We start from the raw sequence: 15,059 nt of genomic DNA, 5'->3' as shown, positions 1-15,059 counted from the left end.
GATCGGTTAGATAGAATTCTTGAAAGGAGCCAGCCCGTCCCCATATAGGGGATGGGCTTTCCTATAGACAACTAATGACAATATTTTTTAGCTCATTGGACCAAAGGATCGCATAGTGCCCCATCCCATCCAATTCGTACAGAGTTGACTGCGGCATCTGTTGATGGGTAAAGCGGGCAGACTCGATGGGTATCACTTTGTCGGACTGAGAGTGGACGATGGTGATCTCCTCGACATGGCTGACCTTGGGACCGTAATACGCCATATTCATTTCATCGATTCGCATCTGGGTATTGGATTCCAATTGATCTATCACCTTCGAAACTGTGCGATCCGTTAACCCCAAAAATTCGGAGACTTGCTTGATACGATTTCTGAAATTATGAGGAGTGGTTACAAGCATCCATTTTTTCACCTGAATCTGAGGATTTCGTCCCAAAGCAATGACCGAGGTCACACTCCCAAAAGAATGGCTGACTACACTTTCCGGCTGGTATTTTTTTAGCAGCATTTCCACCAAATCCACAAATTCAAACATATTGGTTTTGCCTATACTGCTCTTTCCATGAGAAGGCCCATCAAAGGCTTGTACATAGTATTCCTTTTCCAAGAGTACATCTACCAGAGCGCCAAAATTCCCGGCTTGCCCTTCCCAGCCATGAATCAGGAAAACCGACTTATGTTCCGGATTTCCCCAGGCATAGGTTTGGATCTCAAATTTGCCGAAAGGAATACGTTTCTTCTCTGCCCTGTCCAATACTGTTTCTTCAAAATCTCTGAGCTTTCGGATGCGGGGATTGGACATGACCCGGTATACTTCTTTGGCAGCAAATCCCGGCGCAACGGTATCAAGTAACTTGAATAAGGGTTTCATATGTCTTATAGCTGAGTTCTTTTTTAGAACCCAAATATATGCAGCTAGGTTCTTATTTGCAACTCAGATACTGTTTTTTTATGTTTGGGGATGGATTTACGGGAACCAAAGGATCTGGACAGGGATTTGTGTCCCATTGTTAGCGCCATCGGAGAGATCGGCGATAAATGGATTTTGCTCATCCTGAGGGAAAGTTTCATTGGTGCGCGACGTTTTGATGAGTTTCAGGAAAATCTTAAAGTTTCCAAATCCGTCCTGTCCAATAAGCTCAATAAAATGCTGGAGCTAGAGCTACTTCAGAAAGTGAGCTACAAAAATCCCAATGAGAGAACCAGATACGAATATCACCTGACCCGCAAAGGTAAAGACCTGGGCAAAGTTATCATCAGTCTTTTGAATTGGGGAAATACCTATCTGGTAGCAAGAGGTCATGAGACTATCGTGATTGCCGATAGAGAAGAACTTGAGCCTGTAGGTCTTGAGTTGGTCAATAGTAAAGGTGACAAACTCAGACTTCGGGACACTGCGATCAAAGTGGGACGTTTGAAATAAGTTGCCTATTTTGATCTATCATGAATTCACACAATATCCCGCTTCTCCTGATTATTTTTCTTCTCTTCTTCTCATATAGTTGTCAACAAAAAGCAGCTCCTGAAGAACTTCCCAATATCGTTCTCCTGATCGGGGATGACCAGGGCTATCCCTACTTTGGTTTTATGGGCGCCGATTATGTCCAAACGCCCCACATGGATCAATTGGCCAGAAGCGGTCTGCTCTTTAAGTATGGCTATGTGCCAGACAATCATTGCCGCCCTTCTCTGGCAACTTTGATGACAGGTATTCAACCGGTAGAGTACCAAAATCGAGTCGAAGAATTGCTGGTGGAAAAAGGAATAAAGGAAGAAGAGAGAAAGGAATTTGAACAGCACGCCATGCAGTACTTTGAGACCCTGCCCAAATTGCTTGCTCAAAAAGGATACAAGAGTTTTCAGGGAGGCAAGTGGTGGGAATACAACTATCAAAACGGTGGCTTTACCCACGGCATGACAAAGGGATGGACTCCGGAAGATCAAAAGCAAGGCGATAAAAGGTCCAATCAACTTATGGGAGGTGAAGGACTGGATCTGGCAAGAGTTACAATGCAGCCGATCTATGATTTTATCACCGAAAACAAGGACGATCCTTTTTTCATCTGGTATGCCCCCCAACTACCCCACTACCCTTTCGATGCCCCGGATAAGTATTACAATATCTACAAGAATAAGGATATGAGCGAATCCGCCAAGCGCTATTATGCCAATTGCACCTGGTTTGATGAAGGGGTAGGCGAATTGCAGATGTTTCTGAGAAAACAGGGTGAGTTTAAGAATACCCTTTTCATTTACGTCAACGATAATGGCTGGGAACAAGACCCCGATCAGGAATTTCGACATGATTCGCTGAGGTGGCACAAGGGCGGAGATAAAGGAAAAACCGCCTTGCACGATCAATCTTTTCGTACCCCCATCATATTTTCCTGGTACGGCAAGATCAATCCCGGTGGTATATCCCGTGCACTAATACATAGCGCGGACATTCCTGCAACCATTCTTGACTATGTGGGCATCAAACCTCCTGAGAATTACTTCGGCACCTCCTATCGAAGCTTATTGAACGGCACCCATGGAAACATGCGGGTATCTATTGCAGGCAGAGTTAATGTCATGCGATCAGAAGAGGACATGATGGGCAAACAGATCGAAGGCTATTGGTATAAGAACAGAGATGGCTGGTTCTACAGTACGAACCTCACCACTGGCGAAAAATTGCTCCTAGCCGCATGGGGAGGTCGTGCAACTCAGACCAATCAGGTAAAGGCGCGTCCGGATTTAGTAGCAAAATTTGAGGAGGAGATTGCGGGATGGAAGCGGAGGTATGTGAAATAAAAATCCTCGATGGATTATCGAGGATTTTTAACGTATTAGGGTGTTAGGGTATTAGCGTTCGAGAGTAAATTGAAATAATCCCTAACACACTAATACGCTAACACCCAAACACATCTTATTTAATCGAAGGATGCCCTTCTGCTTTCCCTTTCACCGGAATAAACTTTAGCGGCGGATAGGCCAATCCTACTTCGTCTACACTTTCCCCTTTTAGGAAACTCAAGACCGCAGGCAGGGCACCCGGATGAGTAAGCACCTGCTCATGACCCGCATGTTTCACGATGATGTGGCTGCTATTCGAAAAGCCCCAGCGAACTTCCTCTGCCTGATAAGGTGGGGTGTTGAAGTCGAGGGTACCGCTCATGAAGAGGGTTCTCGTATCGCTGATCAAGGGCGCGCGGAATTCTTTGCCCAGATCAGGATTGGGCCAGATGCCATCCATTTTTTGGGTCAGGTATAGCTGCAAATTGGCAACCTGCGGGAAGAGGGTTTCTTTTTCTTCTCTTTGAATGCGTTCCATACGATCTTTTGTTGCACCAGAAGCCAGGTCCATGGTTGTTGACATCCCCTGTGTACCCAGCACCATATTGAAACGCTTGCGGATGAACCATTCCAGAGTGGAGTAGTCTTTTTGTTTGATGCTGTAAAGAAGTCGGGGAAAAACCGGCAGATCACTGGCATCTCCGATATCCAGGCGCATGACTATTTGTAAACCAAAAGGCCCTACCTTTATATCCATATCTTTTCGAGTCAGAGGATTGGTGATGGTAACAACTGCGGGTTCTTTCTCCAATTGAGCTATTACTTCCTTATAGAGCTCAAGCAAATCAGGCACTTCCTCGCTGATCTCCGTATCATTTTTAGCCATCAAGGCAACTTTCCCCAAATGACTATCCATAGAGGAAGGCAATTTAAAGGTATGATTAGGCCCTTCTGTTCCAATCAAAACAGCATTTTCGATATGCTCTCCAAAATACCTGATATAGGCCAATCCCAGATGCGTACCATAGCTAAAGCCCATGATGGTAACTTTCTCATAGCCCAAAGCCTCTCGCAAAGCATCTATGTCTTCTGCATTTTGTTTGGTGGTAAATCCTCTCAGGTCGATACCTCTTTCATCATAAGCCTTAATCGCAGCAGAATATACTTTGGCAAAATGATTCTGTGCATTCTCCGCACTCACAAATAAATCGTCGGGCAATTCATTCATCCAGATATAGGTAAGTCTTTGAGAAGCTTCGCCTGTTCCTCTCTGGTCTACCAAAATCACATCCCCCAACTCAAGATAGGGTCTCCACCTATCCAGAAAATAAGGCTGCCCTGCCTGCCAGGTACAACTGCTCCCCGGACCTCCTTCCAGATAAATCATAGGTGTTCCGGGATTGGGATTCGTGCTTTTGAGTTTTATGAATTTAATGGAAATCTTCTGCGAACTTGACTTCTCTCTGTTCTCTGGAACCTCCAGATAGCCCAATTGAGCAGTTACTCTTTCGCCGGATTCTCCAGTAAAGCTGGTATCTACCAGACTTAGATTAAATGTTGGGGTAAAAGCTGCAAGAGATTGAACAGCTAGTAGTATCGTGCAAATGATAAGTAATCGTTTCATGAGCTTATTTTTTTGATGTTTGATACAAGTATGGGGGAAAAAAACAGGCTATATGAAAAAAAGCGGCAGACAAGCACTTTGAACTGCCGAATACCTTTTCAGGATCGCTCAATATTATTTAGGGGAAGAACAGCCACATTCGGGGGTTGAAGTCTCTCATTGGTCGACAAAGTTCAGGAGATTGGGGACTTTATGTATTTTGAGGATCAAGATTTCACAAGATGAAGCAAGAAGTTAGCCTCATAGATCGCATCCTGCAAAATCGGCTTCTCTCCCACGCCCTTTTCTGGTTAGGAGTGTTGCTGATAGCTCCCATTTATTCAGAACCTACGGGTGACAAAGTTCTTTACTCCTATGTATACCGCGCCATCGGTATTCCCACCAAAATGCTGGCGACCTATTTCCTGGTGTACTTCCAAATACCCCGCTACCTGCAGAAAGGCAAATACATTCAGTTTATTCTTTCATTCCTCCTCAGTCTTTATGTATTCACTGTCCTCTACCGGATCAACAATGTGTACATAGCTGAACCCTTGGGAGGCGAAACCATCTATCAGGAGTCAATCCTCGAGATCATGAGCAATTACTCCATCACCATCGGGAATTATTTGATTCCTACCTATTTCTTCAGTTTTGTCTTTCTTTTTGTTAAGATGGTGAAAAACCGAGCAGAGGAAAAACAGCAATTGGACCAACTCCAAAAGGAAAAGGCTATCAGCGAGCTCAACTTCCTGAAATCTCAAATACATCCTCACTTTCTTTTCAATACCCTCAATAACCTCTATGCCCTGACCCTGGACAAATCAGATAAAGCGCCGGAAGTAGTTGAAAAGCTTTCGGGAATGCTGGACTTTATGCTATACAAAGGCACCCAGGACAAGGTAAGTATCCAACAGGAAATAGACCTGATTCAAAATTTCATTGATTTGGAGACCTTGAGATACGGCAATAGGCTAAGGTTGAGTTTTAAAAAGGAGGTGGAAAGTGAGCATGCAAAGATATCTCCCCTGATGCTGCTATCTATCGTGGAAAATGCCTTTAAGCATGGAGTAAGCGGGGCCATAGGAGAGGCCATTATCCGAATAAATCTGGAGGTCAAAGATCAAATCCTCTATTTCAATGTCTTCAATACCAAACCTCCCACAATACAGGAAGATAAGATGAATTATAAAGGAGGAATTGGTTCGCAAAATATCCGACGCCAATTGGAACTCAGTTATCCGGACAGGCATGTCTGGCAGATCCATGAAGAGGAAGATACCTATGAGGTTCAATTAAGTATAGAACTATGAGCGATCTTATCAGATGTCTGGTAGTTGATGATGAACCGCTAGCCGCCGGTTTAATCCAAAAGCATATAGAGCAGGTTCCACAATTGGAATGGGTGGCCAGTTGCTGGAATGCCCTGGAGGCTTTTGATATCCTGAAAAAGGAAAAGATTGACCTCCTCTTTCTGGATATTCAGATGCCGGTCCTCAATGGTATAGAATTTATCAAATCTCTTCATTACAAACCGGGCATCATCCTGACTACCGCTTACCGAGAATATGCCCTGGAGGGTTATGAGCTGGATGTCATTGATTACCTGCTTAAGCCCATCACCTTTGAACGCTTTTTCCGCTCCGTAAACAAATACATGAGTCGGGAGCCTCAAAAAGTAGACATAAGCCCTCAGAAGCCACAGGAAAGCCCCGAGGAGGACTTCCTTTATGTAAATACCAATCGCAAATTTGTGAAGGTTAAATTCACGGAAGTTCTATTCATCGAAAGTCTTAAAGACTACATCCGCATTCATCTTCCTGACAAAAGCATCACCACCAAAGAAAAGATCAGTGAGTTTGCCAATATCCTACCCGATCACTTTCTCAGGGTACACCGGTCTTTCATCGTCAACACCCGGAAGGTCAGTGCCTATTCCACGCATGACATCGAAATCCAGGAGCATGAAATTCCTATCGGCATCAGCTACAAACAGGAAGTCATGAAATTCTTTAGAAAATGAGAGTTCTTCTGAATTTGAACTCATACCCGCCAACCGGATGGCTCTTCTCTTAAAAACCGGACCACTTCCTTTTTCCCAAAATCTACTAATTTAGTTCTTCCAATACATGTCTGATTATGAATAGAACTGAACTTGCCCGCAAAGAAAATAACGAATACTACGATCGCTATATCGAACAGATTCCCGCCGATCTTTCCTTAAGGGATGGCTTCCTATCCTCTCTCGCCGAAGTCGTGGATTTCTTTTCTGCTATCCCGGAAGAAAAAGGAAGCTATCGCTATGCCGAAGGGAAATGGAGCATCAAAGAAGTCTTCCAACACCTGATCGATAGCGAGCGCATCTTTGCTTATCGCATGTTTCGTATCGGCAGAGGAGATGCAACTCCATTGGCTGGCTTTAATCAAGAGGTATATATCGAACCTTCAGGTGCAAATGCCAAAAGCATGGCCGAGCTGATAGAAGAGTTTCAAATCTTGCGCAAAAGCAGCCAGTCTCTGCTCGCTAGCCTCAATGATACAGACCTCTCAAATATGGGAGAAGCCAGTGGCTTTGACGCATCTTCCAGGGCCATTGCTTTCATGATCCTTGGCCATGAACGCTGGCACATGAAAATCATCCGCGAACGCTACCTCTGATTCCAGCTACGGACTGACAGGCTTTTTGTGTATGACGAGCTGATCAGGGTCGCATCGGCTCATTGCCCCTCAAAATTTCGGGCGAAGTAATTTCCCTGATAATAATACGCGGGAAAGGATTTATATTGGGGAAAGATCTCCCCGTATGAGTGATCGCAGAACCCATTCCCATATATTTGAAGAAAAAATAGACGCCCTGATCTCTCCTTTCGAAAGGCGTCTGGGCAAACATTATCTTCCCTACAGAAATCATGTACACAGAGTAGCCAATCTGACTTGGGCCCTAAAGCATAATTCAGATCCGGATGATGTGGAGAAAATTGCCATAGCAGCGGTTTACCACGATATCGGTATCTGGACAGATAGCACCTTCGATTATCTCGATCCTTCCCGTCGAATGGCCTCCTCCTATCTTTCGCAGGCAGGGAAATCCGAATGGAATGAAGAGATCGCAAGCATGATCGATATGCACCATAAGATTACTTCTTATAAAGGACCTTATCGTGATAATGTGGAAGCCTTCAGAAAAGCTGATTTGTTAGACCTTTCCTTTGGCAAGATTTCCTTTGGATTAGAGCGCCGCTTCATCAGAGAGAATTACCGCCGATTTCCCTTGCTGAACTTTCACCTGATCATCCTTTCTTCTTTCTTCCGGCATTTTCTCAAACATCCCTTAAATCCCCTGCCGATGATGAAGAAATAAATTCCTGAACTTCTCCAAAAAGATTATGATAAACTGGCAAGAAAAAGCAAAAGAGTTCTGGTCTCAGGGCTACCTCCTCCTCGAAGATTTTTTCGATGCTTCACTTATGGATGAACTGAATCAAGAAGTACTCTCTCACTTTGGGATAAATCCAGAATGGGAACATTCGCTTGAATTCATCCAAAAATCAGCCACGGAGGTCATCCCCTGGTTTCCAATTCAAGAGGGAAATCTCAGTTTTGAGGTATTGGAAAAGGATGCCCGAATGATCGCCTTAAGTACTGCCATTCTGGGAGCAAATTGGCAGAACCTCTACACCATGGCCATGTTCTCCAAACAAGGGACCCGAGGACAGGCCTGGCACCAGGATTGTCCTCCCGAAAATCAAGAGCAGTTCAATTTGAATCGTTTGGTATATACCCACGATATAGATGAAAGCAGCGGAGGACAGACTCTCCTTTTGCCTCAAACCCATAAAGTGGGTCCAATATCGGTAGGTGAGCCTCATGAAGAACTACAGGGCCAGCTCGTATTAAGTCCCAAAAAGGGCAGCCTGCTTCTTCTGCATGGGCACAATTGGCATAGGGTAAATCCTGTTCATGGGCCTTATCGCATCTCCATCAATTGCAGAGCTATTCCAGCAGGTACACCGGAGGACATTACAGATATTGCTGTTTACCGAAATATGAGGTATCGATTCTCTAGTCATGAGGTTATAGAAGAAAGAAACTGAAGCCAGCCTATTAATAAATTCCCTCCTGATAAGGGGCTATCTACAAATCTTACTATTTGATACCAGGGCTTATTCTCTAGGGTCGAGATACAAACTTCACGTACAAGGATTTTCCATAAAAAAAGCTCAGCCAAATCAATGGCTGAGCAATAAACGTCTATCCCTTTTTCATTTATTTCTTTTTCATCGTAATTTCTATTACGCCATTCGCTCCATCTTTTCCGTACTTTTTAGCCGCAGCCTCTCCCTTCAGAACATTGATGGAAGCGATATCATCTGGCTTAAGCTCGGATATTTCTATCGTAACTATTTCTCCGTCTATAACATAGAGAGGCTTTAGTCCGTCCTTGCTGCTATCATTGGATCTGATGACAACGCTATCTCCCTTCTTATTACTTTTCACCAGAATACTCAGTTCCTTAAAACTGTGAGAACTTGATCCGGTATCCGTAGACAAATTGACCGTCAATTCGCCACTCTTGGCTACAGCTACTTCATATTTTTCGTAGCCAATATAACTTATGATTAAGTCGGCAGGTGGCTCATTGGGAATTTCGATCTGGAAGATTCCGTACTGATCGGTCACGGTACCTACCTGGGTACCTTTGACAATAACAGTCGCACCAACCAAAGCCTCTTCATTATTTTTATCCAGAACCTTTCCTACGACAATCCAACCTTCTCCCTGCTTAACAGATTGAAGTTCGAGCGCAGGAACCGGGCTGGAAGACATGAGGGTAAGACTCAGAAAAGCAATCGGTAGAAAGCTTAAATATTTCAACATTGCGTGTCTGGATGACTTTCTTTTGTTCATCATGGAAATTCTTTTTTTAGTTGTTAGTTGATTAAAAGAGTTGGCGATCGCCACTTTTTGCTTGCCGACACTGTAATTGAGCAAAAGCAACTGATAAGCTTTTTTATCGAAGCCCGCATCCAGGATTTGCGCATCAACCTGGTATTCGTGAACTTCTTGCAAAGCTTTTTTAAAGAGCCAACTTATAGGGTTGAACCAAAAGACCAGCAAGATTACCTCAGAGAGGATTACATCCCAGCTATGTCTTTTTTGTATATGTAAACCTTCGTGGGTGAGGATTACCGGGTCAGGATATTCACCTTCCTCAAAAGCAGGAAGGAAAATATAATGGAAGAAAGAAAAAGGAATCACTACTTCTGGCGAATAAGTAATCAATCTTCCGTCAAATTCTGTAAACTCCGCTTTGGCAAATAAGCCCGCCAATTGAATGCCTATCCAGATCAAGCGTATCAACATCACTGCCACTCCCAAGGCATAGATCAAACCAGCATAATCCGTCCAGGACCAGGATTGGATGATCGGAGTAATTTGTTCGACTAACTCGCCTCCTTCTGTAGGGGAACCTGAAATGATCAGGTAATAGAGTACATTCTCCCAGCTTTGGTATTCTACATACCCAAAAGGAATCATGGGTGTCAGTATGGCAGTAATCATGGAAAGGAGCAAAAACCCTCTCCGCATACCATAGTGAGTATCGTTGTCCAAAAAGAATTTGTAGAAAAGATAAAAGCCCGTCAGAATGAGAGAGCTCTTAAAGAGGTACAGAATAATTTCATTCATTGTGCTCGGATTTTTCGTTTTCGATCATGGAGATAATTTCCTTCAATTCGTCAATGCTGATATCTTCTTCTTTAGCCATAAATGAAATGACACTTTTGTAAGAATTTGAGAAATATCCATTGACCAGATTTGAAAGGGAATGTTTGCTATAACTCTCCTTGCTGATCAGAGGAAAGTATTCATGGGTTTTTCCATAGGCCTTATATCCTATATATCCTTTGTCCACCATGAAGCGAACCATAGAGGAAACAGTATTATAATGCGGCTTGGGTTCAGGAATGCGTTCGCGAATGTCTTTCACAAAGGCTTTTTCCAGCTCCCATAGGATCTGCATGATCTCTTCTTCTTTGCGGGTTAAAGGTTTCATGTCACAAGTATATAACTAAAAAATCAGTTTATCAACTAAATTTTCAGTTTTATAACTGACCTACTCGTTTAGGGTTGAATATTTCCCACAAAAAATCCCCTGCCAATACTGACAGGGGTACATCTAAACAATAGACTTATGATGCTTATTTAGCTTTTCCTATATATAAACTACATTCTTCTTTCTATTCTTTCCAGGAAGGAAGCGATATGTTCATACCATTGAGAGAAACCTTCCCGTAGCCAGATACTTTGCAGATATTCTCTCAACCATCTTGCATCCAGTTTTTGCAAAGCATCGGAGGTTTTCTTATCCGTTACGATCGGGATAGCTTTCAGACTGATATCCCTATAGTAGGGTTTTGCTTGTTTATTCATAAATCGAAGAACTTCCAGTCGTTCCTCATTTCGGAGGTTTTCAGCCATCACATAATAGGCGCGATTTTCCAGATAGCTAAAATTGATCCCCAAGGGTGCCCGGTTCATAATCATAGCTGCCAATAGTCTTCCACTTTTCCCTTTGATTTTTAAGACTTTTCTCGATCTATTTAAGCCGTACTTCCTGAAATCGGCCCCAATCTTTTCCAGACAAATGTCTGCTTCATTCAATTCTTCCGCCTGAACAAAAGCCTCTCCGAATCGATCGGTCATACAGCTAATCAACTCATCATCTACTCCTTTCACTTCTTCAACTTCATAGGGATACATGCCTGTTTCCGGAATAAACCTCAGCGGGAGTTGCAGAAATTGGAAGAGGTTAAGGGCTGCCTTTTCTCTGCCGAGCTTTTCAAACATAGAAGCAAATACCCGATAGGCATAACGGTTATTAGGACGAAACCAGTTTTGACTGGCACGTACATCATCTGCTTGGTGCTGGTGCTCAGCTTTGAATTGGGCACCCAGCATAACTTTCAGGGAAAGGAAAGGATTTCCATCACTGACCAGGTGCTGGGCCTGCAGGCAATAATTGCTTTGTTTCCAGGCAGTGATAGAGGCAAAGTTTTTCACTTTTGCAAGATCATTGGTAAAAATCCATAGATACTTTTCCTGGCTTTGGTAGAGGTTTTTCCAGTTGTTCCTGATTTCTTCCATATGAGGCGCCAGTAAAGCTTTCTTTGCGGGATATATAAAACCGATTTCCTCATATTGCTGAAAGAGTTCGTCTACAGATATTGTATTGAAGTTTATGTTAAATTCTGCAAAAGTCATTTTTCGGGTAATGGATGCAGTCATGATTAGGTTTGCTTGTAAGTGGAATAAATAAGGGCTCAGTGCTCGCTATATCTTTCGAGCTTTACAGGATCGATCTCAATTCCCAGACCGTTTCCTTCGATCCGATCAGCCTTTCCCTCTGAGGAGAAAAACAAAGGCTGTCGGGCAATGTCATCTTCCATAAAGAAAGGCGCAAAGGAGCCTTCCAGATATTTGAGTTCATGATGTTGGGCGAAGATTCTGCCAGCGGCACTGAGGATGGCGGTTTCTCCCACATGGCAGCCCAACTGACAATAAATGCCATGTTTCTGGGCGATTTGATAGATTTCTGAGCATTTGCTCAAGCCTCCCAGTTTTGAGATTTTCAGGTTCACCATAAAGGAATCCCGGGACATCTCATTCAGATAAAAATGGAGCTGTTCTTTGCGACAAAGGGATTCGTCAAGAAGAAGGGGGATATCAGTTCTTTGCGCAAGTTTCGACAAATTCCCGGTCTCTTCTTCCCGCAAAGGTTCTTCTACACAACTGATGTGATAGGGCTGAAATTCTTCCAGCTTTTGAGTTGCTTCACTCAGGCTCCAGGCACGATTGGCATCTATACGGATATCAACCTCAGGCCCCATGATCATTCGGGCCAAAGCAAGGTCTGCGACATCTCCTTCATGCCCTACCTTGATTTTTATGTGTGCTAAATTCAGGGCAGAGATCTTTTTCAACCAATGTTCGAGTTTCAAGGGTGGAAGCATGGGAAGAACTGCGGAATATTGCGGCTCATAATCAACTTCTTTTCCCATTAAAGAGGCCAGAGGCAATCTCTGGTGTTTCCCCCAAAGGTCCAGCAAGGCCATCTCCCAGGCACATACCAGCGAGGGCATAGCAAATCGTTCTTCCAGTTTCCTGCAAAAGCTAAAAATGTCTTCCAGCTTTTGAATCCGAGGCAAGGGCCAATGCTGGATGATTTCCTGAAAACTCTGCCATACTTCTGCAGTACTTTCTCCGGTAACATAAGGGCGTGGAGTACATTCGCCATATCCCAGCTCTCCATCGTCTCCATGAAGGGATAATACAAGCGATTCGGAGCTTTTACGTTTTTTAAGGTTATGGTCTACAGAGAAGGAAAAAGGTATCCTTACCCTGTATACATGGACGAGTGTGATTTGCATAAAATGCCTCTTAAGTATTTACAAGAAAGATTGCTGCTTTTCGATTTTCTCAGGGATCTCTGATGATCCGATAACTAAAGAGCTGAGATGATGTCGATTGGCTTTCTGCTTTCTTTACTCAAACAAGCATTTATAAATATGAAGAAGAATACCCTTTCCCGACCTGGCATCCTACGGAAAAGGGTAGTATAGAGAAATGTGTTTTGTGTACGTTCAGGTTCTTGTTTTTTGGTGAAATGGGCCTGTTAATGCTTAGCCATTAAATGTATTTATCACGGAGAGTACCCCATTATAAGAAATCAGACTAGCAAATATTAAGGCAAGCGCCATCCCGACATTCAGGAGCCAACCTGCCTTATGTTCCTGCATCAGGCGTTTACTATTACTCAGAAACATTATGCCGATTATAACCAATGGCAAGACAAAGACATTGAATACCTGAGTCAGAATTTGAGCCTTAATAGGATTACTACCCAGAATAGGTACCGTTAACCCTATAGCACAAACAATCCCCGTCAGAATTTTGAACTGTTTTGAACCGACATCCAGCTTTCCAGCCTGATAATCTGCCACCAGTATAGGGGTGATCATAAGTATGGGGAATATGGAGGAGAGTCCAGCACCCAGGGTTCCCAAAAAGAAGACTGAGATAGCAAATTTCCCTGCAATAGGTTCAAGGATATAAACCATATCCAGGACCTTTTCTATCGATTTCCCTTCTGCGAATAAGGTCCCCATAGCTACGGCCATGATAGATCCACTGATCAGGAATATCAGAATCGAGGCCCAAAGGGCATCATTTCTCTGGTCTTTCAGATTATCCTTTGTCCAGCCTTTCCCCTGAATAAATAAAGGACGGGAAAGGAAAGTAGCAGCTGCCATAGTTGTACCGACAAAAGCGACAACCAACTGTCTTCCTCCTTCTACTTCTGGTATGGATGGGATCATGCCTTTTGCAATCGAAGTAGGATCTGGCAGCACAATAAACATGGACAAAAGGAAGGATAAGCCCATAATGGATACAAAGACCAAAAGGATCTTTTCGAAGAGGGTATAGGTACCCACCCACAACAAGGCATACATACTTCCAATAATCACAATCGCAATGATCAGGATCAAGGCATATTCATAACCAGCGGCAGCAGGGATAAACAGACTCAACATTTCATAGATGGAATGCGCTGAAATTCCCAATATCCCAATCAGCGAATTCCACTGCCCCACGGAGACTCCGACTATAATGAGAATCGCCATGATTTTCCCAAACTTCAGATGTCTGCGGAAACCATAAAGAGCCGTTTCACCCGTAACAAGGGTATACCTGCCATAAGCCTCCATCAAAACCCAGGAAAACAGACAACTGATAAAGAGAACCCAAAGCAATTGCATCCCATACTGACTGCCTGCGACAGCCATAGTAGTGACACTCCCTGTACCGATCGTATAGCCAATGGCAAATATTCCCGGACCGATCTTTCGAAGAAATGCGGAAATTTTCTGGAGAATGGACGATGGAGCAGACATCTTGTTATTAGTTATAGGCTTTAATCATAGATAAAGACCTCCTGATTTCTTCTGCGATCTTATCGAATTGTTTTTCCTGCACCCAATCTTTTTTAATGAGCTTGGATCCCATACCGACGGCAACAGCTCCACTTTCAAACCAGCCAGAGAGATTTTCCTGATTAGGGCTAACTCCTCCTGTGACCATAATTTCTGTCCAGGATTGAGGACCTTTCACAGCTTTGATAAAGCCGGGACCATAGACCGAACCGGGAAATAACTTTACGATATCGCAGCCGAGTTCTTCAGCCTCGCCTATCTCAGTCAAAGAACCGCAACCGGGTAGATAGGGGATCTTTCTCCTGTTGCATACAGTAGCTATATCTTTTCGCAAGGAAGCAGAAACAATGAAGTTGGCTCCTAATTGTATATACATCGCTGCCGTAGCTGCATCTGTAACAGAGCCGATCCCCAGAATCATTTCCGGTAATTCTTCCTGAGCAAATTTGACCAGGTCAGCAAAAACTTCCTGGGCAAAATCTCCTCGATTGGTAAATTCTATTACCCGGGTTCCGCCTTTAGAACAGGCTTTCAAAATTTCCCGGGCAGTTTCCTGATCTGCGTGATAGAAAAGGGGTATGATCTTTTGGGATCTTATGCTTCCCAGACAGATATGTTTTTTAACGCTTGCCATAGTAAAAAAGCAGGCCCAAGCAAGGCTTGAACCTGCAGACTAACTCAAA

Annotated in this window: 15 protein-coding genes; 7 read left to right on the top strand and 8 right to left on the bottom strand. The window is 43.6% G+C overall.

Annotated elements, in window-relative coordinates; translation table 11 throughout:
- Positions 1-61: 61 nt before the first annotated feature.
- Positions 62-874 carry an alpha/beta hydrolase gene (locus R8P61_33625; GenBank protein ID MDW3652063.1) on the bottom strand — a complete coding sequence of 271 codons (813 nt, stop codon included), beginning with the start codon at positions 872-874 and terminating at the stop codon, positions 62-64.
- 90 nt (positions 875-964) lie between these two features.
- On the opposite strand from R8P61_33625, the gene R8P61_33620 reads away from it, so the two are divergent.
- Together R8P61_33620 and R8P61_33615 are read left to right on the top strand one after the other, a co-directional pair.
- Positions 965-1,426 (top strand): helix-turn-helix domain-containing protein, encoded by a 462-nt coding sequence (locus R8P61_33620; GenBank protein MDW3652062.1) that lies wholly within the window; start codon positions 965-967, stop codon positions 1,424-1,426.
- Between the two features lie 20 nt (positions 1,427-1,446).
- Complete coding sequence (locus R8P61_33615) at positions 1,447-2,799, top strand: sulfatase-like hydrolase/transferase (GenBank protein ID MDW3652061.1); 1,353 nt, start codon at positions 1,447-1,449, stop codon at positions 2,797-2,799.
- Positions 2,800-2,914: 115 nt separating this feature from the next.
- Here R8P61_33615 and R8P61_33610 read toward each other — a convergent pair whose 3' ends face one another.
- A complete protein-coding gene (locus tag R8P61_33610; protein ID MDW3652060.1) occupies positions 2,915-4,405 on the bottom strand; it encodes an alpha/beta hydrolase in 1,491 nt (496 codons plus the stop codon).
- Between the two features lie 221 nt (positions 4,406-4,626).
- Here R8P61_33610 and R8P61_33605 point away from each other — a divergent pair, with 221 nt between their 5' ends.
- From R8P61_33605 to R8P61_33585, 5 genes are all read left to right on the top strand, one after another.
- Positions 4,627-5,697, top strand: coding sequence for a sensor histidine kinase (locus R8P61_33605; GenBank protein ID MDW3652059.1), 1,071 nt, complete (start codon positions 4,627-4,629; stop codon positions 5,695-5,697).
- The gene (locus R8P61_33600; protein MDW3652058.1) at positions 5,694-6,407 is read left to right on the top strand and encodes a LytTR family DNA-binding domain-containing protein; all 714 of its coding nucleotides are present in this window, start codon (positions 5,694-5,696) and stop codon (positions 6,405-6,407) included. The genes R8P61_33605 and R8P61_33600 overlap by 4 nt, the downstream gene beginning before the upstream one ends.
- A gap of 116 nt (positions 6,408-6,523) precedes the next feature.
- A complete protein-coding gene (locus tag R8P61_33595; GenBank protein ID MDW3652057.1) occupies positions 6,524-7,042 on the top strand; it encodes a DinB family protein in 519 nt (172 codons plus the stop codon).
- A 145-nt stretch (positions 7,043-7,187) separates the two neighbouring features.
- Positions 7,188-7,745 carry an HD domain-containing protein gene (locus R8P61_33590; GenBank protein ID MDW3652056.1) on the top strand — a complete coding sequence of 186 codons (558 nt, stop codon included), beginning with the start codon at positions 7,188-7,190 and terminating at the stop codon, positions 7,743-7,745.
- Positions 7,746-7,770: 25 nt separating this feature from the next.
- On the top strand, positions 7,771-8,478 hold the full coding sequence (locus R8P61_33585; GenBank protein MDW3652055.1) for a phytanoyl-CoA dioxygenase family protein: 708 nt from the start codon (positions 7,771-7,773) through the stop codon (positions 8,476-8,478).
- A gap of 172 nt (positions 8,479-8,650) precedes the next feature.
- Here R8P61_33585 and R8P61_33580 read toward each other — a convergent pair whose 3' ends face one another.
- The 6 genes from R8P61_33580 to R8P61_33555 form a co-directional block, all read right to left on the bottom strand.
- Positions 8,651-10,072 carry a carboxypeptidase-like regulatory domain-containing protein gene (locus tag R8P61_33580; protein ID MDW3652054.1) on the bottom strand — a complete coding sequence of 474 codons (1,422 nt, stop codon included), beginning with the start codon at positions 10,070-10,072 and terminating at the stop codon, positions 8,651-8,653.
- Entirely contained in the window at positions 10,065-10,439 is a 375-nt protein-coding gene (locus R8P61_33575; GenBank protein MDW3652053.1) for a BlaI/MecI/CopY family transcriptional regulator, read from the bottom strand. The genes R8P61_33580 and R8P61_33575 overlap by 8 nt, the downstream gene beginning before the upstream one ends.
- A gap of 170 nt (positions 10,440-10,609) precedes the next feature.
- The gene (locus R8P61_33570) at positions 10,610-11,671 is read right to left on the bottom strand and encodes a hypothetical protein (GenBank protein MDW3652052.1); all 1,062 of its coding nucleotides are present in this window, start codon (positions 11,669-11,671) and stop codon (positions 10,610-10,612) included.
- 35 nt (positions 11,672-11,706) lie between these two features.
- Complete coding sequence (locus tag R8P61_33565) at positions 11,707-12,813, bottom strand: enolase C-terminal domain-like protein (protein ID MDW3652051.1); 1,107 nt, start codon at positions 12,811-12,813, stop codon at positions 11,707-11,709.
- Positions 12,814-13,065: 252 nt separating this feature from the next.
- Positions 13,066-14,337, bottom strand: coding sequence for an Nramp family divalent metal transporter (locus tag R8P61_33560; GenBank protein MDW3652050.1), 1,272 nt, complete (start codon positions 14,335-14,337; stop codon positions 13,066-13,068).
- A gap of 7 nt (positions 14,338-14,344) precedes the next feature.
- Positions 14,345-15,010: a bifunctional 4-hydroxy-2-oxoglutarate aldolase/2-dehydro-3-deoxy-phosphogluconate aldolase gene (locus tag R8P61_33555; protein ID MDW3652049.1), complete on the bottom strand. Its 666-nt coding sequence runs from the start codon at positions 15,008-15,010 to the stop codon at positions 14,345-14,347.
- Positions 15,011-15,059: the final 49 nt, after the last annotated feature.

This window comes from Bacteroidia bacterium, assembly GCA_033391075.1.
Classification (GTDB): domain Bacteria; phylum Bacteroidota; class Bacteroidia; order J057; family J057; genus JAWPMV01.
This window is presented reverse-complemented; position numbering and strand designations above follow the sequence as displayed.